This window comes from Nocardioides iriomotensis, from assembly GCF_004168035.1.
Classification (GTDB): Bacteria; Actinomycetota; Actinomycetes; order Propionibacteriales; family Nocardioidaceae; genus Nocardioides_B; species Nocardioides_B iriomotensis.
In genome coordinates this window covers 75,234-93,739 of the sequence record NZ_SDPU01000013.1, presented here as the reverse complement: position 1 = coordinate 93,739, position 18,506 = coordinate 75,234, and the positions used below count along the sequence as shown (strand labels likewise).

Below are 18,506 nucleotides of genomic sequence, written 5' to 3'. Positions count from 1 at the left end.
GCAGCAGCGCCGCGCCAACCGACAGCGTCGTCTAAATGACCGGGGTCTCATCACCGCCTGGGTGCAGGCATGCCGACGTCTGGATCTACCGCGATCCGGGCTGTCATCCGAGTAGTACGTCCCGAGCCGTCAGCAGTGGTGGGGCCTCTTTGCCGGCATGACATCCGCTGCAATCGCATCCTCGTTTTGGGCCTGGACGATCTAGGATCGCCGGGTGCAGGCCGGTATGACTCCGAATGCGGACGCGACCCGGGTTGCGCTGGTTCTCGATGCGGGTGGCGCTCGCTCGGCATACCAGGTTGGCGCGCTGGAGGTACTACTTCCGGCCTTGGCCGAACGCGGTATGCGGCCCCGCCTACTGGTCGGCACCAGCGCCGGTGCACTGCTCACGGGCGCGCTCAGCGCGACGGCCCACCTTGAGCCGGAGGACCAGGTCGCGCGGCTCAAGAGCCTGCTCGGCCAGACCACCAAGGCGAACGTGATGCGGCCGTTGTGGAGGCAGGTGCCGGAAGTGCTTGTGCGCTACACGTCGGAGACATTCGGCGTGTCCTACTTCCGTCTGCGCGGGTTGTTCGGAAGCCAGCCGCTCGCCCGAACCCTCGCGACGTCCATCGACTGGGAGGCCCTGCACCGCAACGTCGAGAATGGTGTCATCGAGGCCGCGGCCGTCACGGCGACGTCCGTCCGAACCGGGCGAGTCATCGTTTTCACCGAGTCCGGCTCTCCTGTACCGCGCTCGGCGCCCGAATACCACGGGCGCTTCGTCGCCGTCCGGCTTGACGTCCCCCACCTGATGGCCTCCGCGGCGATCCCGGTTCTGTTCCCCTCCGTGCACGTCGGGGAGCCCGCCGAAGCCGAGGGGTGGTACGTCGACGGCGCCACCCGCCGTCGAGCGCCGCTCGCTCCGGCTCTCGAGCTTGGTGCCGATCGCGTGGTGGTGGTCGGCACTGGCGGACTGCGCCCGCCAGCAGACCCCGAGTTGGACAGGGTCGCCGTCGACCTGGGAGACGCCGGGGCGACCCTGCTGGGCACGGTCATGGACGACCCGCTGCGGCATGACCTGCGGCGACTCGCGGAACTCAACGCGCTGACGGGGGACGCCGAGCTCGCCCCGGTTCTCAAGCGTCACCGCGAGGCGCGCGGTCGGTCGGCGTACCAGACGATCCCCTACGTCGCAGTAGCGCCCGAAGACGGCGAAGAACTTGCCCGCACTGCGATGCAGGTCTTCCGGGCCAACCACGGCTCGCTCCTGCGCACCCTCGGCGATCCCGACCTGCAGGTCATGCACCGGTTGCTCGGCAGCGACAGCCCGCTCCAAGGCGAGCTTCTCTCCTACCTCTTGTTCGACCCCGATTTCTTCGCGGCCGCTTCCGCGTTCGGCCACCGCGACGCCCTACGTTGGGTCGAGCAACACCCCGACATGTGGCGGACCGATCGGCTTCCTGACCCCGGGAACTAGCGTGCGTCGACCCGCGTGATCAACTCCGCCTTCACCGTGCCCGGCAACCCCTGCACCAACAAACAGGCCTTGCGGTGTGCTGACGAAGCAACGCACTCACGTGCCGCGGAGAGTGAAGCTCCAGCGTGCCGACGACAGGGGCTCCGGAATCGAGAGGAGCGCGTCGTGCCGAAGCGAGTTGTCTTCCGGGCCTCCCGATGCTGTTCGGGGGCGTAGCCTGAGGGTGATGCCTCGGCAACTGCCCAGACCCCGTTGAGTCCCGGACGAACTCGTAGCTGATCGGATCGGACCGGACCGGACATGGCGGGCAATCAACCGCACTGGGCACATGAGACAAGGCTCGAGGCGAATCCGATCAGTGCGTCGGAAGCCCGCAATTTCGTCTGCCAGCACCTGGTTGATCACCGGCTGTTGTACCTGGTCGATTCCGTACGACTCGTAGCGAGTGAACTGGCAACCAACGCCTTGGTGCATGCGCAGACCGCATTCACAGTCACCCTGTCGGAACTCGACGAGACGGTCATGCTGGCCGTGCGAGACGACTCGAACTCGGTCCCCGTCCGGGGCGCCTACCACGAAATGCACTCGGACGGTCGAGGGCTGAAGATCGTGGCTCTTGTCAGTCTTGATTGGGGAGTCGTCGTCGACGAAGGATCGAAGACGGTCTGGGCATCGTTCGCCACGCGCACGAGGAATTGATTCCCGCGACGGTAGGTCCAGACTCTCGATCCAGAAAGTGCAGCCCCACAGACAAGCTTGGCGGCATCCGCCACCATTGGCGCCCGCGAAGCACAAGCGCTCGCGTACGCTGCTGTCGTCGGGGAGTGCAGCTACCTACGAGGGCGGCTCTCATCGCCGGCAGAAGGAAGACGTCCATGACGTCCCACACTGCGTCCGAGTCCGTCGCCAGTACTCAAGAAGACAAACGTCACCGACTGCGCCTTGAGCTCTCTCCGTCGCCGGGCCAGTCACCAGTAGACGGAGCCTGGTGGCCGCGAACCCGCGACATCGACCTCGAGCTCGCTGACCTGGTCGACCACTTCCCGGATCACCTGGGACGCATCTACCGTGCGCTGTACTCGAGATCAGACTGGACCAGCCACCCGCGCAGCGTCGCGACAGCCCGGAGGCGGATCAGAACGGCCGCCTTCCCCCGGGACGATACTCATCTGATCCTGCTGAGCTTCTCCACTCGGCGATCCCTGCGCTTGCTCGTCGTGCCACCTGGTCATGCGACCGGGGAGCGTCTCATGCAGTGGGCTACCCATCCACTCAACCGCCTGACAGGCGCGCAGTTGCTCTCCACGCGCGCCGAGTCCGAGGACGACGACGAGGAGTTCGATGACCTGTGGAGCGACGTCGGAGGCAACTGGTGGCAGGGCTCTCGCGCACCCTCGTTTCGCACAGACCCACCGGCTGAAGGCGATCCTCCACCGTCCTCATGAAGGCGGGTACGCGCGAGGACTCCGCCGCGTCGAGGCCCGGCAAGCCGCTTCCCGGGATCGAACCCGCCGCGAATGACCTCGAAGGAGATCGGACAATTTGAGAATCACCGTTTTCACCCCGGGCGAAGACGACCAAGGCGAGTGGGATGTCGACGCGTACAGCATCGAAGGTGGAGCTCTCCGGCTCTTCAGCCACGCCGGCGACGAACTGGCCGCTTACTCACCGACAGGGTGGACGCACATGCGGGTGCTCGAGAGATAGCCGTACTTCCTCAGCAACACGATCACGCATATTGCCCCGTCGCGCTGTCCCCGACACCCGCACCGGCCGAGTCGATCACCACTGCCGCAGCCACCGATTGCCAGGCGATGACCAGGGTGGCCACGGCATCGGTCTGAGAGTCGATGACCGACAACCGACCGATGCCCTCCTGCCCCAACCGCGCGATCTCAGTGTGGACCAGGTCGTCCTGCCCCTCGGGGATCTGCCATCGCTGCGACCAGCCCCCGACTCCGTACAACAGCAGATATGACACCACGTGCTCCTAGAAAGATCCGGTGCGAGGTGCCGCGTGCGGATCCCATCGGGAACCACCCCCGCCATGCCGCTGGGTTCGTGGGTCGAGAGTCGCCTCGCGAGGCGAGTTGATCGATGGTTCCTCGGGAGTCGTCACTGACAGCCGGGTCATCGTTCGGGTCGACATCCACAGGCGGGAGTACGTCTGCTGCAGCTCGAGACGCAGCGGAAGCCGGCCGGACGTCAAGGACAGCGCAGGCTGCGGGGAGGGCGAAGGATGGGTCGGCGTCGTCATGACGACCGCCTCTCAGCCGGCCCAGGCAAGGGAGTCCGCGGTGGAGATGTCGCTTGGCCGGTCACGATCCACAGTACGTTGCCCTGCCTCACCGAGCGCCCAGCCCCAGGAGTCGAGCCGCACAACGTGGGTGACTGAGCCAGCTGGGCGGCCGGTCGTGAGCCACATCCAGTGTCTAGCCATCGTTTCGGAATCCGACCGGGGCTGGGTACGTTGCTTATGGAACGCCCTGCTAGTGGACGTATGTGGGCAGTACGCGCACATCGTTCGCCACTGGCAGGCGTTTCACGTGCGGGCCCCCTTTTGCGTGGCCCGACGTGGTCAGCGCGCATGTTCGACGCTCGCCCCCTCGACCGGCGCGGGCGCGCCGATCGCCGCATCCAGCTGTCGCAGTCTCCCGATCAGCCTGCCCATCTTGACGCGCCACCCTCGCGCTCCCCGGAGCGTTCAGGCGCTCCGAGGGCGCACCCGGTAGCGCAGGTGGAGCACCCGGTTGCCCTGGATCACCACGTCGGGATCCTCCAGCAGGTGCTGCGCATCGACCGACCCGAAGAAGCGCTTGCCGGACCCGAGCACGACGGGCACGACGTCCATGCGCACCTCGTTGACCAGGCCCGCGGCCAGCACCTGGCCACCGACCTCGCCCGCGGCGACCTCGACGAGGCGGTCACCCGCGAGCTCCTTCGCCATGGCCACGGCTGCCTCGACGCCGTCGACGAAGTGGAACGGCGCCTCGGGGTCCCAGCCATGGGGCTCCGGCCGGTGCGTCACGACGACGACGTGGTCGACTCCGCTCGGAGGCTGCCCGCCCCAGCCGTCCGTCATGTCGAAGACGTGGCGGCCGACGAGTGTCGCACCGATCTGGTTCCAGTACGGACGGGTGTAGTCGTAGGACGTCTGCGACACCTTCACCTCGCCGCTCGCGTCCAACGGGACGTCACCGCTGGACAACCAGTCGAACAGTGGTCCGGGCTGATCGTGCTCGTCGGCGATGAAGCCGTCCACCGACACCGAGCCGTACATGACCACCGTGCCCACGGGCTCTCCTCTGCTTCGGGATGTCCCCAAGTTAGCGTCGTGGGCGGCGCGCGGTGGTACCGAATGTCGTTGACGACCACGTCGGTCTCGCAGAGGATCCGTCGGGTGACGACTGTGCAGCCGGCCGCACCCGCCGGCCGCCTGGCCCCGCTGCGCCATCGCGACTTCCGGTGGCTGGTGGCCGGCACCGCCACCAGCAGCCTGGGGAACGCAATCACGCCGGTCGCCCTGGCGTTCGGGGTGCTCGACCTCGGTGGGTCGCCGACCGACCTCGGGGTCGTGGTGGGGGCGTTCGCGCTCGCCGAGGTCGTGACCGTGCTGCTCGGCGGTGTGCTCGGCGACCGGGTGTCCCGCAAGATCATGATGGAGGGCTCCGCGGCGGCGTGCACCATGACGCAGGGCCTGGTCGCGGTGCTGCTGATCGGCGGGTGGGCGACCATCCCGACGTTGGCTCTGATCGGTGCCGTCAACGGGTGCCTCGGGGCGCTGAGCCAGCCCTCGTCCGCCGCGATGACGCGGTTGACGGTGCCGGCCGAGCTCCTCGGCTCGGCAGTGGCGTTGCGCGGCCTGCTGCAGACGAGTACGGCGGTGGTCGGCTTCAGCCTGGGCGGCGTCCTGGTCGCCGCCGTCGGTCCCGGTTGGGCGATCGCCGTCGACGCGGCCACGTTCGCGATCGCGGCGACCTGCTTCTCCCGGCTCCAGGTGCCGCACAGCCGACCGGGCACGGCACGGACCTCGCTCCTCGCGGATCTGGCGGAGGGATTCCGCGAGGTGATGCGCCATGCCTGGCTGTGGCTGCTCATCGGCCAGGCGATGCTCTACCACCTGGTGTACGGCGGCGCGCAGGCCGTCCTCGGGCCGGTCGTGGTGGGAGAGACCTTCGGGCGATCGCTGTGGGGCGTCGCCCTCAGTGCGCTGATGGCCGGGTTCGTCGTCGGTGGCGCGGTGTGCGTGCGGTGGCGGCCGCGCCTCGCCGTCGGCACCCTGCTGCTGTCGCTGACGGCCGCGTTCCCCCTGGCCATGGCGCTCAGCGACCACGTCGCCCCCATCCTCCTCGGGGCATTCCTGCACGGCTTCGGCCTGCAGGTCTTCGATGTGGCGTGGGAGGTGTCGATCCAGGAGCAGGTCGCGGAGGACAAGCTCGCGCGCGTGTTCTCGCTGGACATGGTCGGGTCCTTCGTAGCCCGACCGCTGGGACTCGTGCTGACCGGGCCGGTCGCCGAGGTCGTCGGCTACGACCGATGGCTGGTAGTCGTCGGCTGCGTGATGGGCGGGTCCGCCCTGCTCGCCCTGCTCTCGCGGGACGTCCGACGCCTGGAGCGGCGAACCTGACACGCGCGACTGGGCCGGCCGGGCCGGGGCATGACACCCTGCGGGCGTGGCGAGGGGATCCGCAGAGGTGTCCGGCGAACGGCCGTTCTACGGCCTGTTCGCGGGCGCGTACGACGCGCTCATCGACGACCCGGTCGAGCCGTGGGTCGACGCGGTCCACGAGGCGCTCGGGGCGGCGGGGTTCGGATCCGCGCGTGTGCTCGACGCCGGCTGTGGGACGGGGCGGCACGCGGCGGCCCTGGTCGACCGTGGGCACGCGGTGACCTTGTTGGACGCCTCCCCAGCGCTCCTGCGGGTTGCCGCCCAGCGGTGTCCTGACGCGCCCGTACTGCTCACCGACCTGTGCTCCCCGGCTGTCACCGCGACCTTCGACGCAGTGGTCTCCCGCGGAGTGCTGAACGACCTCCTGACGGACCGGGAGCGGGCGGATGCCGTGAGCTCGTTCGCCCGGCTCACCCGACGGGTCGCACTTGCGATGCGACAGCCGCCCGACCTGGACGAACGGGAGGATCGTGGTCGACGAGCGCTACGAGCTCACGCCTGGCCCTCACGCCGGTCCTGTGCTGCGCGAGTACACCTTCCAGATGCGACCGTGGACGACCGAAGAGCTCGACGACACGCTTGGGCAGGCCGGCTATCACAGCATCGCGACCACGGGTGGAGTCGGGCGCAGAGCCCAGGACCGCCTGCTCGTGGTTGCCCGGCGATGACGGTGAGGACGTGGGCCCGACGCACGCACAGCACCGTCGTGGCGTCGATGGTCAGCCGTTTCGCGTGTCGCCCGATCCCTGACGCAGTACGGCGTTGAGGCGGGCGGCCTGGCTCGTGAGGTGGTCGCGTTCCGGCGTGCTGGTGGCGCGGCGGGCTGCTTCGGCGTAGAGCCCGGCGGCCCGGTCGAGGTCGCCGGCCCGCTCGTGGAGGTAGGCGGCGACGGCGGCGTACCGCGGCGGCGACGGGTCGAGAACCGCCAGGGCGGCGAGGCCGGCCGGCGCGCCGTCCGCCTCGCCGACGGCGACGGCCCGGTTGAGACGGGCGACCGGGCTGTCGGTGAGCCGGACCAGCTCGTCGTACCACTCGACGATCTGGACCCAGTCGGTCTCCTCCGTCGTCGGGGCGTCGGCGTGCAGGGCCGCGATCGCGGCCTGCGCCTGGTACTCGCCGAGCCGGTCCCGGGCGAGCGCCTTCTGCAGGATCTCGACCCCCTCGGCGATCAGACGTGTGTCCCACCGACCGCGGTCCTGCTCCGCCAGCGGCACCAGGCTGCCGTCGGGCCGGGTGCGCGCGGCACGCCGGGCGTGGTGCAGCAGCATGAGTGCGAGCAGCCCGGACACCTCCGGGTGGTCGATGGCACCCGAGAGCTGACGGGTGAGCCTGATCGCCTCCGCCGCCAGGTCCAGCTCGCCCGAGTAGCCCTCGTTGAACACCAGGTAGAGCACCCGCAGGACGGTGGCGACGTCACCGGGCTCGTCGAACCGCACGCCCGAGACGGTCCGCTTCGCGCGGCTGATCCGCTGCGCCATGGTGGCCTCGGGGACGAGGTAGGCCTGCGCGATCTGACGCGTCGTCAGGCCGCCGACGGCGCGCAGGGTGAGCGCCACCGCGGACGCCGGGGTGAGCGACGGGTGGGCGCAGAGGAAGTACAGCTGGAGGGTGTCGTCGACACCCGCCACCGGGGTGGGCTCGGGGTCGGCGTCGACGAGGTCCTCGCGTCGGCGACGCGCCACGTCCGCCCGGACGGCGTCCAGGTAGCGGCGCCAGGCCACGGCCACCAGCCAGGCGAGCGGGTCGCGCGGTGGGTTGTCGGGCCACGCCCGCATCGCGTCGAGCAGCGCATCCTGGACCGCGTCCTCGGCCGCCGCGAAGTCTGCTCCGCGGCGGACGAGGATCGCGATGGTGGCCGGTGTGAGCCCACGCAGCGCGGCGTCGTCCACGACGTCTACTCGACGGCCGTGTGGTTGTGCGACAGGAACGGCCGGAGCTCGAGCCACTCGTGGATCGGCTCGCCGTTGGCGCCGGGGGCCGCGGACAGCTCGCCGGCCAGCTCCACCGCCCGCTCGTAGCTGTCGACGTCGATCACCATCCAGCCGGCGATCAGGTCCTTCGTCTCCGCGAAGGGACCGTCGGTGACGGGCGGGCGTCCCTCGCCGTCGTACCGGACCCAGGTGCCCTCGGGGGAGAGGGCCTGCCCGTCGACGTACTCACCGGTGCTCTCCAGCCGGGTGGCGAAGTCCCCCATGTACTTGATGTGCGCGGCCACCTCGTCCGGGGCCCACTGGTCCATCGGCACGTCGTTCACGGCGGCGGGGGCGCCTCGGTAGTGCTTGAGCAGCAGGTACTTGGCCATCGGTGTCTCCTCGAGTCGGTTCGCCCATTCTGGGCTGGTCACGGAGGGAGAACGGAGCCGACCACGCGTTCTCGACATGCTCGGCCCCATGATCCTGCCGTCCGGCCGGCCCGGGTCGGACCGGTGCGTCCCGGAAAAAGGCATAGGACGGGCGTTCGGCGGGAACGGTCACCGCTGAGCACTGACCGCGGCGTGCAGCGACACCGAGGTGCACGCCCTTGGAGGGAGAATCATGAGCACAGACGAGTTCGCACCTCTCACACCGGAAGAGCTGCAGGGCGAGGGCGCCACAGCACTCCCGGACAAGGAGGTCATCTCGATCCTCGACCTCGCCGCCGATGTGGACCTGGCGATCGACGGCGCCGCGCCGATCGACCTGGCGGTGGCTCTCAACGCGAACGTCGTGGCTCCGATCGACGCCGCGGTGAGCGCGAACCTGCTCAGCGACGGCTCGACGTCCCAGGCCCTGGCCGACCAGGGCGTCCAGGTCACCCAGAACGTCACGGCCGACGCGCTGGCCACGGGCATCCAGGACAGCACCATCGACCAGAGCGACACCGTCGACGGCGGTGCCCCGGTGGACGCCGGTGACACCGGCGGGACCGGAGACGCCGCGCTGCTGAGCGCCGGCACCGGGGACGGTGCGGACGGCGCCGACTCCGCCGACTCCGCGGACGCCCTGGACGCCGCGGCCGCCGACGCGAGCGGGCCCGTCGACGGCAGCGTCGTCGTGGACTCGACCGGCAACATCCTGGGTGTCCTCGACAGTGCGACCGGCAACGTCGTGGCCCCGGACGGGTCGATCGTCGGCACGCTCAACGAGGCCACCGGCGTGGTGGTCGACTCGGCCGGCAACCTCATCGGCTCGGTCACCGACCTCGTGGACGGTGCGACGGTGGTCGACTCCGGCGGCGAGGTCGTCGGTGTCCTCGACGCCGTCACCGGCAACGTGGTGGACGCCTCGGGCAACGTGGTCGGTGTGCTCGACCCGCTGACCGGCGACGTGCTCAACACCGTCGGGAACGTCGTCGGCTCGGTGACCGACTTCGTCGACGGCACCACCGTCGTCGACTCGGCCGGCAACGTGATCGGTGTCCTCGACGGCGCCACGGGCAACGTCGTGAACTCTCTCGGCACGGTGGTCGGATCGCTCGACCCGGTCACCGGACAGGTGCTGGACGCCGCGGGCAACGTCCTCGGCACGGTCGGCGAGGTGCTGGACGACGTCACCGACACCCTCGGTGGCCTCGACACCGGCGACCTGCTCAAGGGCGACCTGCTCAACGTCGACGTCAACGTCGACCTCGACGCCGACCTGGCCGCACCGATCAACGGCGCGGTCGCCGCCAACGCGAACGTCGCGGCGCCGATCGACGCCGCGGTGGCGGCGAACATCCTGTCCGAGGGGTCGGACGCGACCGCGATCTCCCAGCAGGACGCGATCATCACCCAGAACATCTCGGGCACCGCCGAGGCGACCTCGGACCAGACGTCGGCCATCGACCAGTCGTCCCTCGAGCCCGTCGACACCGACACCGCGTCGGCCGACGGCACGGACGCCGGTGCGGACGCCGCGGCTGCCTCGGCGGCCGGCACGGCCGCGCCTGCGGACACCGGCGCCGACACGGGCACGGCAGCCGCCGCTGAGCCCACCGCTGCGACCGAGGAGCCGGCACCCGCCGAGGAGCCGGTCGCCGGCGCGACGACCACGCAGTGAGCACGCTCGTCGACGCTCCCGCCCGCGTCGACGGCGTCGAGCTGATCGGGGAGATGGCGGGGTCCGGCTACCGGACCCCACCGTCCCTCGTCCGGCGCGGCGACGGGCAGGTCCTCCAGCTCACACCCTTGCTGTACCTGGTGCTGAGCGCCGTGGACGGCCGCCGGAGCTGTGCCGAGATCGCCGAGAGGGTCAGCCAGGCGCTGGGCCGGCTGGTGAGCGAGGACCAGGTCCGGTCGCTCGTCGACGGCCACCTGCGGCCGTTGGGGCTGCTCACGCGTGCCGACGGTGCCGAGCCCGAGCTGCGCCGGGCGAACCCGCTGCTGCGTCTCAAGCCGCGGTTCGCCGTGACAGACCCGCGGACCACGCGCCGGATCACGGATCCCTTCCGGGTGCTCTTCTCGCCGATCGTCGTGACGGTGTGCCTGCTCGGGTTCCTCGCGGTCGTGACCTGGGTCTTCTTCGAGCGCGGCCTGGGCGCCTCGGCGTACGACGCGTTCGAGCGGCCGCACCTGCTGCTGCTCGTCTTCGTGGTGACGGTGCTCTCGGGAGGCTTCCACGAGTTCGGACACGCCGCCGCGACGCGGTACAGCGGTGCGCAGCCCGGAGCGATGGGCGCGGGGCTCTACCTCGTCTGGCCCGCGTTCTACACCGACGTCACGGACAGCTACCGCCTGGACCGCGCCGGCCGGATCCGCACCGACCTGGGTGGCCTGTACTTCAACGCCATCGTGGTGGTGCTCACCTTCGTGTGGTGGGCCGCGACCGGGTGGGAGGCGCTGCTCCTCCTCGTCGCCACCCAGGTGCTGCAGATGACGCAGCAGCTGCTGCCGCTCCTCCGCTTCGACGGATACCACGTGCTGGCGGACATCGCGGGCGTCCCCGACCTGTACCACCGGATCAAGCCGACCCTCGCCGGGCTCCTGCCGCACCGCTGGAAGGCGCCGGAGAACCGGGTGCTCACGACGCGGGCGCGCGTCCTGATCACCCTGTGGGTGCTGGTCACGGTCCCGATGATGGCGCTGATGCTCCTGGGCGTCGTCGCGGCGGTGCCGCGGCTCCTGGGCAGCGCGGGGTCCTCGGTGCGTGAGGACCTCGACGGTGTGGCCCGGGCGTGGACCGCCGGAGCGGGCATCGACCTCGCCGCGCAGACCCTCCAGGTGCTCGGCGTGGTGCTGCCGGTCCTCGCGGCCGCCCTCGTCCTGAGCCGGGTCGGCACCCGCTTCTTCGGCGGGCTCGCTGGCTGGAGCCGGGGGTCGGCGGGCAAGCGGCTGGTCGCGATCCTGGTCAGCGCGATGGTGGTCACCGGGCTGTCGTGGGCGTGGTGGCCGCACCCCGGCACCTACCGACCGATCCAGCCCGGCGAGCGCGGGCTCGTCTCCGCCCTCCTGCCGGGCTCCTCGACCCCGCCCGCCGACCTCGCCCGTGCGGCCGCCGTCCCGGGTCTCAGCGCCCTCCCCGCCGGTGCCGCCGCCCGGCAGCGGCTGTCCGGCGACGACCCGCTCGTCGCGGCGTTCCCCGACGACGGTGAGCTGCCGACCGCCGACGAGCCCGACCTCGCCATCGTGCTCGTCCCGGCCGACGACCCCGGCGCCGGTCCGAGCGGCGTCGCGAGCCCGACCGGTGCCCCGAGCGGCGCCCCGGACAGCGGCGGCACGCCGAGCCCGAGCAGCATCCCCGGCGCCGCCGGCAGCACCCCTGGCCCCGGTGCCGTCCCCGAGGACGAGCCCTGGGTCTTCCCGTTCGACCAGCCGCTGCCGCCCGCGGAGGGGGACAACCAGGCCCTCGCGACCAACACGACCGACAACACCGCCGTGTACGACGTCGCCTTCGCCCTGGTCTGGGCGGAGGGAGACGAGGTGCTCAACGTCAACGAGGCGCACGCGTACGCCTCCTGCTCCGACTGCGTGGCGGTCGCCGTCGCCTTCCAGGTCGTGCTGATCATGGACGACGCCCACGTCGTCGTGCCGCAGAACCTCGCGGTCGCCGCCAACTACGACTGCTACCAGTGCATCACGGCGGCCATCGCCAGCCAGCTGGTGCTGTCGGTCGAGCAGGAGCCCGGCGAGGAGGACCTGCGCGCGCTGGGCGAGGTGTGGAACCAGCTCCTCCAGTTCGCCAACGCGATCTCGACGTACAGCCTCGTCGAGATCACCCAGCAGCTCGAGAGCTTCAAGACGCAGATCGTCGACATCCTGATGAGCGCGCCGCCGGCCGAGGGTGCGGTCCCCGGTGGCACGACGACCGCGGACCCCTCCGGGAGTCCGGGCTCCTCGCTGTCGCCGACCCCGACGGGCACCCCCACCGCGTCGCCCACGGGCACGACCACGTCCACGACGCCGACCCCGACGCCGTCGGGCGCGGCGGAACCGTCCCCGACGACGCCGGGCACGACGGCGCCCAGCCCGACCGGGTCCGGTACGACGTCGCCCACGCCTGCGGAGTCGCCCACCCCGTCGCCCTCGGCGGGGGACACCACGGACTCGCCCTCGCCGACGCAGGCGGAGACCGTCGGCCCCTCACCGTTGGAGTCGTCGACGACCGCGGTCAGGTGAGGCCGAGCGGCCGCTCGGCCCCGCGCAGCCCGGCGACCACGTGCGCGTCGGCGACGTCGCGCACCGGACACTGTCGGTCCCCCCGCGGTACGGCGAGATCAATCGACCGCACCCGGCTCCCTGGGCCACCTCCAGGTCACGCGTGACCGGCCGCGGGCGGCTCCCTCGTCCGCCGCTCCGCGCGGGCCCGGTGCCGCACCAGCCACACGACGACGCCGGTGGTGAGGACGCCGGCCAGCAGCACCTCGTCCCGCGACAGCCCGTCGATGTTGGGCTGGAGCTCCTCCTCGGTCGCCCAGCCGAACAACCACTCACTGGCCAACAGTCCGGCCACGAGGCACGTGCACGTCGTGACCACGACCGTCCACAACCGGCGTGACCAGCCGCCGCCGACCAGCAGCCCGGCGAGCACACCGAAGCCGAGGGAGAGCGCGGCGAGCACCGACAACCCTTGAAGTCCCAGGTCCCACTGCATGACAGAACCTCTCCCTTCCGGGTCCGTCCCGACTCCAGCGTCGCGCCGCCCAGGGCCCGTCGGGCAGGGTCGAACTGCCGTCGATCGGGGGACCGTTGGCCGGGCTCGCACCGGGCGGGGACATGATGGCGGGTGAGGGTGCGCCTGCAGCCCTCTCGGCCCGACCGACCGCCACGAAACCGCCGGAGGCACCGATGGCCCAGACGCCGCTCGCCCTCTTCGACACCGACTCGCTCCTCGACGAGGAGGAACGCGCGATCCGTGACACCGTGCGGCAGTTCGTCGACGCCAAGATCAAGCCCGAGCTCGCCGACTGGTACGAGGCGGGCCGGATCCCGGCGCGTGACCTCGCCCGCGAGCTGGGCGCGCTCGGGGTGCTGGGCATGCACCTCGACGGCTACGGCTGCGCAGGGACGACCGCGACGGCGTACGGCCTGGCCTGCCTGGAGCTGGAGGCCGGCGACTCCGGTCTCCGCTCGCTGGTGTCGGTGCAGGGCTCGCTCGCCATGTTCGCGCTGTGGAAGCACGGCTCCGAGGAGCAGAAGCAGGAGTGGCTGCCCCGGATGGCGACGGGCGAGGCGATCGGCTGCTTCGGCCTCACGGAGCCGGACTTCGGCTCGAACCCCGCCGGCATGCGCACGCGCGCCCGGCGCGACGGCGACGACTGGGTCCTCGACGGCACGAAGATGTGGATCACCAACGGGTCGGTGGCCGACGTCGCCGTGGTCTGGGCGCAGACCGACGACGGTGTGCGCGGCTTCGTGGTGCCGACGGGCACGCCGGGGTTCAGCGCGCCGGAGATCAAGCACAAGATGTCGCTGCGCGCGTCGGTCACCAGCGAGCTCGTGCTGGACGGCGTACGGCTGCCCGACTCGGCGCGGCTTCCGGAGGCCCGTGGCCTGTCCGGCCCGCTGTCGTGCCTGACCGAGGCGAGGTTCGGGATCATCTTCGGCGCGCTCGGGGCCGCGCGCGACTGCCTCGAGACGACCCTGGCGTACGCCGCCGAGCGGGAGATCTTCGACAAGCCGCTGGCGGCGTTCCAGCTGACGCAGGCCAAGCTCGCCGACATGACTCTCGAGCTCGGCAAGGGGATGCTGCTGGCGCTGCACCTGGGCCGGCTGAAGGACGCCGGCCGGCTGCGGCCCGAGCAGGTCAGCCTCGGCAAGCTCAACAACGTCCGCGAGGCGATCGCGATCGCGCGGGAGTGCCGCACCATCCTCGGCGCGGCCGGCATCACCCTGGAGTACCCGCTGATGCGGCACGCCAACAACCTCGAGTCGGTGCTGACCTACGAGGGCACCAGCGAGGTGCACCAGCTGGTGATCGGCCAGGCGCTCACCGGGCAGGGCGCGTTCCGCTGACGGCCCGGCCGCGTCACGCGTCCAGGTAGGGGTCCGCCCACGCGCTGACGATGCGGGCGGCGCGCCGGGCCTGGTCGCGGCCCGTGAGCAGGTGGTCGGCACCCTCCAGCGACACGAAGCTCCGCGGGTGCCGCGCGGCCCGGAAGATCTTGCTGGCGTTGATGATCCCGACGGTGTTGTCGGTCGGGGAGTGCATCACCAGCAGGGCGGGGCGCAGGCTGTGGATCCGCTCGTGCAGGTCGGCGGCGCGCACGTCCTCGATGAAGTGACGCCGCAAGGTCAGGGCCTTGCCGCCGATCAGGAACGGCGCCTCGCCGTCGCTCATGATCCGGTCGACGAGGGCGTCGTAGTTGTGCTCGACGTGCGCGGGCTCGTACGGCGCCCCGATGCTGACGACGGCCCCGAAGCCGTCGAGGAGGTGGGCGGCCGCGATGACGGCGGCACCGCCGAACGAGTGGCCGACGAGCAGCCGGACCGGCCGCCCGGTCGACTCCATGAACCGCACCGCCTGGGCGGTGTCGGCGACCTTGTGGGAGAACGAGCCGTCGCCCCAGTCGCCCTCGGAGTCACCGAGGCCGAGGTTGTCGAACCGGAGCATGCCGATGCCCTCGTCCGCCAGCTGCTTGCAGATCCGGCTGGCTGCCGCGCAGTCCTTGCCGAGCGTGAAGCCGTGCGCGAAGACGCCCCACCCGCGCAGCTCACCCCGCGGCGGGTCGACGAGGCCGGCGAGTCGAGGGCCGCTGGAGCTCTCGAAGTCGACGCGCTCAGCCACCGAGAATCCCGTGCAGCTGCGAGGAGAAGCCCCCGAGCATGGCGAGCGGACCGTCGACGAGCGGTCGGACCGCCTCGCGAGTCAGGCGCCGCACGGTCGTGCCGTCGTCGATGCCGTTGTGGTCGCACCCGGCGTAGGTGACGACCACGTGCTCGACGCCCTCGGCGTGACGGATGTCGAGCAGCAGCACCTCGTCACCATAGGCGTACTCCGGCAGGCACGAGTCGGGACGGTTCGGTCCGCCGCCCGCGGGCGCCGCGGCCAGCGCCGCGACGAGGTCCCGCGCCGACTGCCCGGTGAACTGACGGGTCGCGGTCAGCGGGGGGAGGTCCGTCCGGTCGCCGGGTCGGTCGACGGCGTACTTGCACGCGGTCACCGACCGTACGTCGACCAGGTCGGCGAGCCCGGTGCCGGGCTCCGGCCGCCGGCCGGGGTCGTGCGCGAGCGGGTGGTCCATCGGGCAGCCGGTGGAGGTGACCTCGACGGCCCGCACCGTCTCCGCGATCCGCGCGCGCAGCGCCGGGTCCGCGGTCTGGACGAGGACGGCGACTTTCCCGGCGACCACCGTGCGACGGTCGCCCACGTCGCCGGGCCGCGCACCCGCGGCCGCCTCGAAGGCGACGACGTCGCCGGTGTTGCGGGTCAGCGTGTCCGGCGGCGGGCCGTCTCCCTCAGACGGGCAGGCCACCATCGTCGAGACGCCGGGCCGTCCGACCGCCGGTGAGAGGTCGCGGTCGCCCCGCTCGCCCACGCACCACTGGCCGATCCGCTGGCCGCTGTTCGTCCAGCCCCAGTCGCCGGGCACGGCCACCTCGACGCCGCGGAAGGCCTCCCACCGCCAGCCCTCCGGCGCCGTCTGGTCGACCGGTGCCGGGTCGGAGCCCGCGGACGTCCGCGGCCCGCAGCCGGTCAGCAGCAGCACGGCGACGGCCGGCGCCACCAGCACGGCGGCCGTCCTGTTCCTGCTGACGACGCGTCTCACGCGGGTGGGACGCAGGCCGTCGGACGGCGGTTCCGGCGACGTCAGGGCCGCAGACCCTCCGGCACCGGCGGCATCCGGTGGACGCCGCCGAGTCGCTTGTGGAACCGGACGTGGTCGGCGAACGCGTCCAGCGCCCGCCACAGTGCCTGGTGCGCAGCCCACGGCAGCGGCTCGTCGCCGTGCTGCCAGCTCAGCCCGAACCCGATCCACACGGGCACCCAGTCGGCGGCCAGGTCCCACTCGCCGCGGTGGCTCATCAGCAGGCGGCGGCGTACCTGGAAGGCCGTGCGCGGCCCGTCGACGCAGTTGGGTGCGGTCCGCACCGGCCACACCCGCAGATCGAGCGCCATCAGCTCCAGCTCGACGTCGCCGAGCACGCGCGGGTCCACCAGGACCGTCGCGACGTTCTCGTGCGGGGCGCGACTCACCCGGGCACGCTAACCCCGGCCGGCGACACCTGTCAGCGGTCCGTCCCCGTCTCCGGAGATGGGTGGTGCCGCAACCCCCCGTCCGGGCTCTGCCGCCGGTGCCGCTCCGGGAGCACACTCAGGCCAGGTGACGCCCTGGGGAGGGTCCGGTGTCGTACGACGGTCTGCACGGAAGCGCGGCGGGGGAGGCCGGGCCGCGCGTGGACGTGCTGCTGCGACCCCAGGGCGCGAGGGTCGCGGGCATCTTCGACGCGACCACGTCGGCGTGGGTCGGCTACCAGCTCTTCGAGCACCTGGAGCACCACCGCGAGCGGCTCGGGGGCGTGCGTCTGATCGGCGGCTTCGTCGTCGACCTGACCCGCCTCGAGATCCTCGGCGGTGCCGGCACCCGGGTCCTCGACCAGCTGGTCGTCGAGGCCGGCGAGCGCGGGATCGGCATCGAGCTGCTGGTCCGCTCGGGGAGCACGACGGAGCGGGTGCTCCGCCTGGTCGGGCTCGGCTGCCACGTTCGAGGCCGCGTGAGGTAGGCCGCCCCTGCGCCGGGTTTGACGCCAGGGGCTCGAGGGCAAGGAACCAACATGCTGCGCGACTTCCTCTACCTGATCACGATGGTGGGGATCGCCGCGGGAACTGCGCTGGCAGCGCCGGACCACACCGAGCGACCCGAGCCTCAGTGGTACGTCGAGCTCTGCGCGCAGTACGACGTCTGCTGATCCCGCGACTCCCGCGACACCCGTGCCACTCGTGACTGCCACGAGCACGACGAAGCCGCTCCGGACGGGGTGACCGGAGCGGCTCCATCGCCTCTGGGACAGGTCCAGGTGTGGCTAGGGCAGGAACGGTGCCCAGGTCTGCAGCATCTTGGGGACCATCTCGCCGGCGATCGGACGGGCGAAGTAGTAGCCCTGCGCGTAGTCGCAGCCGAGCGCGGCGGCGCGCTTGTGCTGCGGGGCGTTCTCGACGCCCTCGGCGCAGACCTTGAGCCCCATCGCACGACCCTCGCGGATCACCTCGCGCACCTCGTCCTCGCGGTCGAGGTCGCTGATGAACGAGCGGTCCAGCTTGAGCATGTCGACCGGCGGGATGTGCGCCAGCCGGCCGCCGGCGTCGTCGCCGCCGAAGTCGTCGAGCATGACCGAGATGCCGGTGCCGCGGAGCCGGGCCAGCACGTCGCGTGTGGGGGCGCCCTCCTGGGCGAGCACCGACTCGGTGACCTCGAGGCCGAGCAGCGCCGGGTCGAGGCCCGCGCGGTTCAGCTTGCGCATCACGTCGTCGTAGAAGTTGTGGGAGCGGAGCTCGTGGACCGAGACGTTCACGCGCAGGCCGGTCGGGGCGATCTGCTGCCACGTGGCGGCGTCGCGGGCGGCCATGGCGAGGATCTGCGAGCCGAGCTCGACGATGAGGCCGTTCTCCTCGGCGACCGGGATGAAGACCTCGGGCGAGACCGACGTACCGGTGGAGGTGGTCCAGCGGGCGAACGCCTCGAGCGCGGCGATCCGGCCGGTCGCGAGGCTGACGATGGGCTGGTAGGCGATGTTGAGGCCATGGCCCCGCAGGGCGCTGCGGAGGGCGCCGGCGGTGCTCAGACGACCGACCACTTCCGCCCGCACGTGCGCGTCGACGACCGACGGCACGGCCACGTCCTCCTTGGCACCGAACATCCCGATGTCAGCCTCTCCCAGATCTCCCAGTGTGTTCACCGGAGAGACGGACGAATCGGACATCCATGACGCCGTTCGCCGAACCGTCTTCTCGCTGCGCACCCTCTCCCAGTGGTACGCCGGGA

General features: G+C 71.4%; 19 protein-coding genes and 1 pseudogene. 11 read left to right on the top strand and 9 right to left on the bottom strand.

The window, feature by feature from the left end; translation table 11 throughout:
• Nucleotides 1–214 precede the first annotated feature (214 nt).
• The 3 genes from ETU37_RS05335 to ETU37_RS23950 all read left to right on the top strand — a co-directional run bounded on the left by ETU37_RS05335 (nt 215) and on the right by ETU37_RS23950 (nt 2,904).
• Nucleotides 215–1,459: a patatin-like phospholipase family protein gene (locus ETU37_RS05335; protein ID WP_129986060.1), complete on the top strand. Its 1,245-nt coding sequence runs from the start codon at nt 215–217 to the stop codon at nt 1,457–1,459.
• Between the two features lie 300 nt (nt 1,460–1,759).
• Complete coding sequence (locus ETU37_RS05330) at nt 1,760–2,158, top strand: ATP-binding protein (RefSeq protein ID WP_129986058.1); 399 nt, start codon at nt 1,760–1,762, stop codon at nt 2,156–2,158.
• A gap of 176 nt (nt 2,159–2,334) precedes the next feature.
• On the top strand, nt 2,335–2,904 hold the full coding sequence (locus ETU37_RS23950) for a DUF5994 family protein (protein ID WP_420819099.1): 570 nt from the start codon (nt 2,335–2,337) through the stop codon (nt 2,902–2,904).
• Nucleotides 2,905–3,188: 284 nt separating this feature from the next.
• Here ETU37_RS23950 and ETU37_RS05325 read toward each other — a convergent pair whose 3' ends face one another.
• Nucleotides 3,189–3,440 carry a hypothetical protein gene (locus tag ETU37_RS05325; protein WP_129986056.1) on the bottom strand — a complete coding sequence of 84 codons (252 nt, stop codon included), beginning with the start codon at nt 3,438–3,440 and terminating at the stop codon, nt 3,189–3,191.
• Nucleotides 3,441–4,163: 723 nt separating this feature from the next.
• A complete protein-coding gene (locus ETU37_RS05320) occupies nt 4,164–4,754 on the bottom strand; it encodes a dihydrofolate reductase family protein (protein WP_129986054.1) in 591 nt (196 codons plus the stop codon).
• A 105-nt stretch (nt 4,755–4,859) separates the two neighbouring features.
• Here ETU37_RS05320 and ETU37_RS05315 point away from each other — a divergent pair, with 105 nt between their 5' ends.
• From ETU37_RS05315 to ETU37_RS23560, 3 genes and pseudogenes are all read left to right on the top strand, one after another.
• Entirely contained in the window at nt 4,860–6,086 is a 1,227-nt protein-coding gene (locus ETU37_RS05315) for an MFS transporter (RefSeq protein WP_240755554.1), read from the top strand.
• Between the two features lie 46 nt (nt 6,087–6,132).
• Nucleotides 6,133–6,534: pseudogene (locus tag ETU37_RS23815) on the top strand (class I SAM-dependent methyltransferase); the annotation flags it as partial.
• 64 nt (nt 6,535–6,598) lie between these two features.
• The gene (locus ETU37_RS23560; RefSeq protein WP_240755560.1) at nt 6,599–6,796 is read left to right on the top strand and encodes a hypothetical protein; all 198 of its coding nucleotides are present in this window, start codon (nt 6,599–6,601) and stop codon (nt 6,794–6,796) included.
• Nucleotides 6,797–6,847: 51 nt separating this feature from the next.
• Here ETU37_RS23560 and ETU37_RS05305 read toward each other — a convergent pair whose 3' ends face one another.
• Both ETU37_RS05305 and ETU37_RS05300 read right to left on the bottom strand, forming a co-directional pair.
• Nucleotides 6,848–8,017 (bottom strand): RNA polymerase sigma factor, encoded by a 1,170-nt coding sequence (locus ETU37_RS05305; protein WP_129986048.1) that lies wholly within the window; start codon nt 8,015–8,017, stop codon nt 6,848–6,850.
• Between the two features lie 5 nt (nt 8,018–8,022).
• Nucleotides 8,023–8,430: a YciI family protein gene (locus tag ETU37_RS05300; protein ID WP_129986046.1), complete on the bottom strand. Its 408-nt coding sequence runs from the start codon at nt 8,428–8,430 to the stop codon at nt 8,023–8,025.
• A gap of 232 nt (nt 8,431–8,662) precedes the next feature.
• Here ETU37_RS05300 and ETU37_RS23415 point away from each other — a divergent pair, with 232 nt between their 5' ends.
• Together ETU37_RS23415 and ETU37_RS05290 are read left to right on the top strand one after the other, a co-directional pair.
• On the top strand, nt 8,663–10,147 hold the full coding sequence (locus ETU37_RS23415; protein WP_206053742.1) for a hypothetical protein: 1,485 nt from the start codon (nt 8,663–8,665) through the stop codon (nt 10,145–10,147).
• Nucleotides 10,144–12,702: a hypothetical protein gene (locus tag ETU37_RS05290; protein ID WP_129986044.1), complete on the top strand. Its 2,559-nt coding sequence runs from the start codon at nt 10,144–10,146 to the stop codon at nt 12,700–12,702. The genes ETU37_RS23415 and ETU37_RS05290 overlap by 4 nt, the downstream gene beginning before the upstream one ends.
• 136 nt (nt 12,703–12,838) lie before the next feature.
• Here the strand turns inward: ETU37_RS05290 and ETU37_RS05285 are convergent, their stop codons facing one another.
• Nucleotides 12,839–13,177: a hypothetical protein gene (locus ETU37_RS05285; RefSeq protein WP_129986042.1), complete on the bottom strand. Its 339-nt coding sequence runs from the start codon at nt 13,175–13,177 to the stop codon at nt 12,839–12,841.
• A gap of 194 nt (nt 13,178–13,371) precedes the next feature.
• On the opposite strand from ETU37_RS05285, the gene ETU37_RS05280 reads away from it, so the two are divergent.
• Complete coding sequence (locus tag ETU37_RS05280) at nt 13,372–14,538, top strand: acyl-CoA dehydrogenase family protein (RefSeq protein ID WP_129986040.1); 1,167 nt, start codon at nt 13,372–13,374, stop codon at nt 14,536–14,538.
• Between the two features lie 13 nt (nt 14,539–14,551).
• On the opposite strand, the gene ETU37_RS05275 is transcribed toward ETU37_RS05280, so the two are convergent.
• The 3 genes from ETU37_RS05275 to ETU37_RS05265 form a co-directional block, all read right to left on the bottom strand.
• On the bottom strand, nt 14,552–15,310 hold the full coding sequence (locus tag ETU37_RS05275; protein WP_129986038.1) for an alpha/beta hydrolase family protein: 759 nt from the start codon (nt 15,308–15,310) through the stop codon (nt 14,552–14,554).
• Complete coding sequence (locus ETU37_RS05270) at nt 15,303–16,256, bottom strand: hypothetical protein (protein ID WP_129986036.1); 954 nt, start codon at nt 16,254–16,256, stop codon at nt 15,303–15,305. The genes ETU37_RS05275 and ETU37_RS05270 overlap by 8 nt, the downstream gene beginning before the upstream one ends.
• 77 nt (nt 16,257–16,333) lie before the next feature.
• Nucleotides 16,334–16,720: a hypothetical protein gene (locus ETU37_RS05265; protein ID WP_129986034.1), complete on the bottom strand. Its 387-nt coding sequence runs from the start codon at nt 16,718–16,720 to the stop codon at nt 16,334–16,336.
• Nucleotides 16,721–16,869: 149 nt separating this feature from the next.
• Here ETU37_RS05265 and ETU37_RS05260 point away from each other — a divergent pair, with 149 nt between their 5' ends.
• Nucleotides 16,870–17,247, top strand: coding sequence for a hypothetical protein (locus ETU37_RS05260; protein WP_129986032.1), 378 nt, complete (start codon nt 16,870–16,872; stop codon nt 17,245–17,247).
• 51 nt (nt 17,248–17,298) lie between these two features.
• Nucleotides 17,299–17,433, top strand: coding sequence for a hypothetical protein (locus ETU37_RS23810; protein WP_276319669.1), 135 nt, complete (start codon nt 17,299–17,301; stop codon nt 17,431–17,433).
• Nucleotides 17,434–17,547: 114 nt separating this feature from the next.
• Here ETU37_RS23810 and ETU37_RS05255 read toward each other — a convergent pair whose 3' ends face one another.
• Nucleotides 17,548–18,381, bottom strand: a complete 834-nt coding sequence (locus tag ETU37_RS05255; RefSeq protein ID WP_165372407.1) for an EAL domain-containing protein — start codon at nt 18,379–18,381, stop codon at nt 17,548–17,550.
• Nucleotides 18,382–18,506: the final 125 nt, after the last annotated feature.

What these genes read in the sequence shown, in the direction of transcription:
- ETU37_RS05255 (WP_165372407.1), bottom strand. Translation starts at nt 18,381, where the DNA reads ATGTTCGGTGCCAAGGAGGACGTGGCCGTGCCGTCGGTCGTCGACGCG.
- ETU37_RS05330 (WP_129986058.1), top strand. Translation starts at nt 1,760, where the DNA reads ATGGCGGGCAATCAACCGCACTGGGCACATGAGACAAGGCTCGAGGCG.
- ETU37_RS23810 (WP_276319669.1), top strand. Translation starts at nt 17,299, where the DNA reads ATGCTGCGCGACTTCCTCTACCTGATCACGATGGTGGGGATCGCCGCG.
- ETU37_RS05280 (WP_129986040.1), top strand. Translation starts at nt 13,372, where the DNA reads ATGGCCCAGACGCCGCTCGCCCTCTTCGACACCGACTCGCTCCTCGAC.
- ETU37_RS05285 (WP_129986042.1), bottom strand. Translation starts at nt 13,177, where the DNA reads ATGCAGTGGGACCTGGGACTTCAAGGGTTGTCGGTGCTCGCCGCGCTC.
- ETU37_RS05300 (WP_129986046.1), bottom strand. Translation starts at nt 8,430, where the DNA reads ATGGCCAAGTACCTGCTGCTCAAGCACTACCGAGGCGCCCCCGCCGCC.
- ETU37_RS23950 (WP_420819099.1), top strand. Translation starts at nt 2,335, where the DNA reads ATGACGTCCCACACTGCGTCCGAGTCCGTCGCCAGTACTCAAGAAGAC.
- ETU37_RS23415 (WP_206053742.1), top strand. Translation starts at nt 8,663, where the DNA reads ATGAGCACAGACGAGTTCGCACCTCTCACACCGGAAGAGCTGCAGGGC.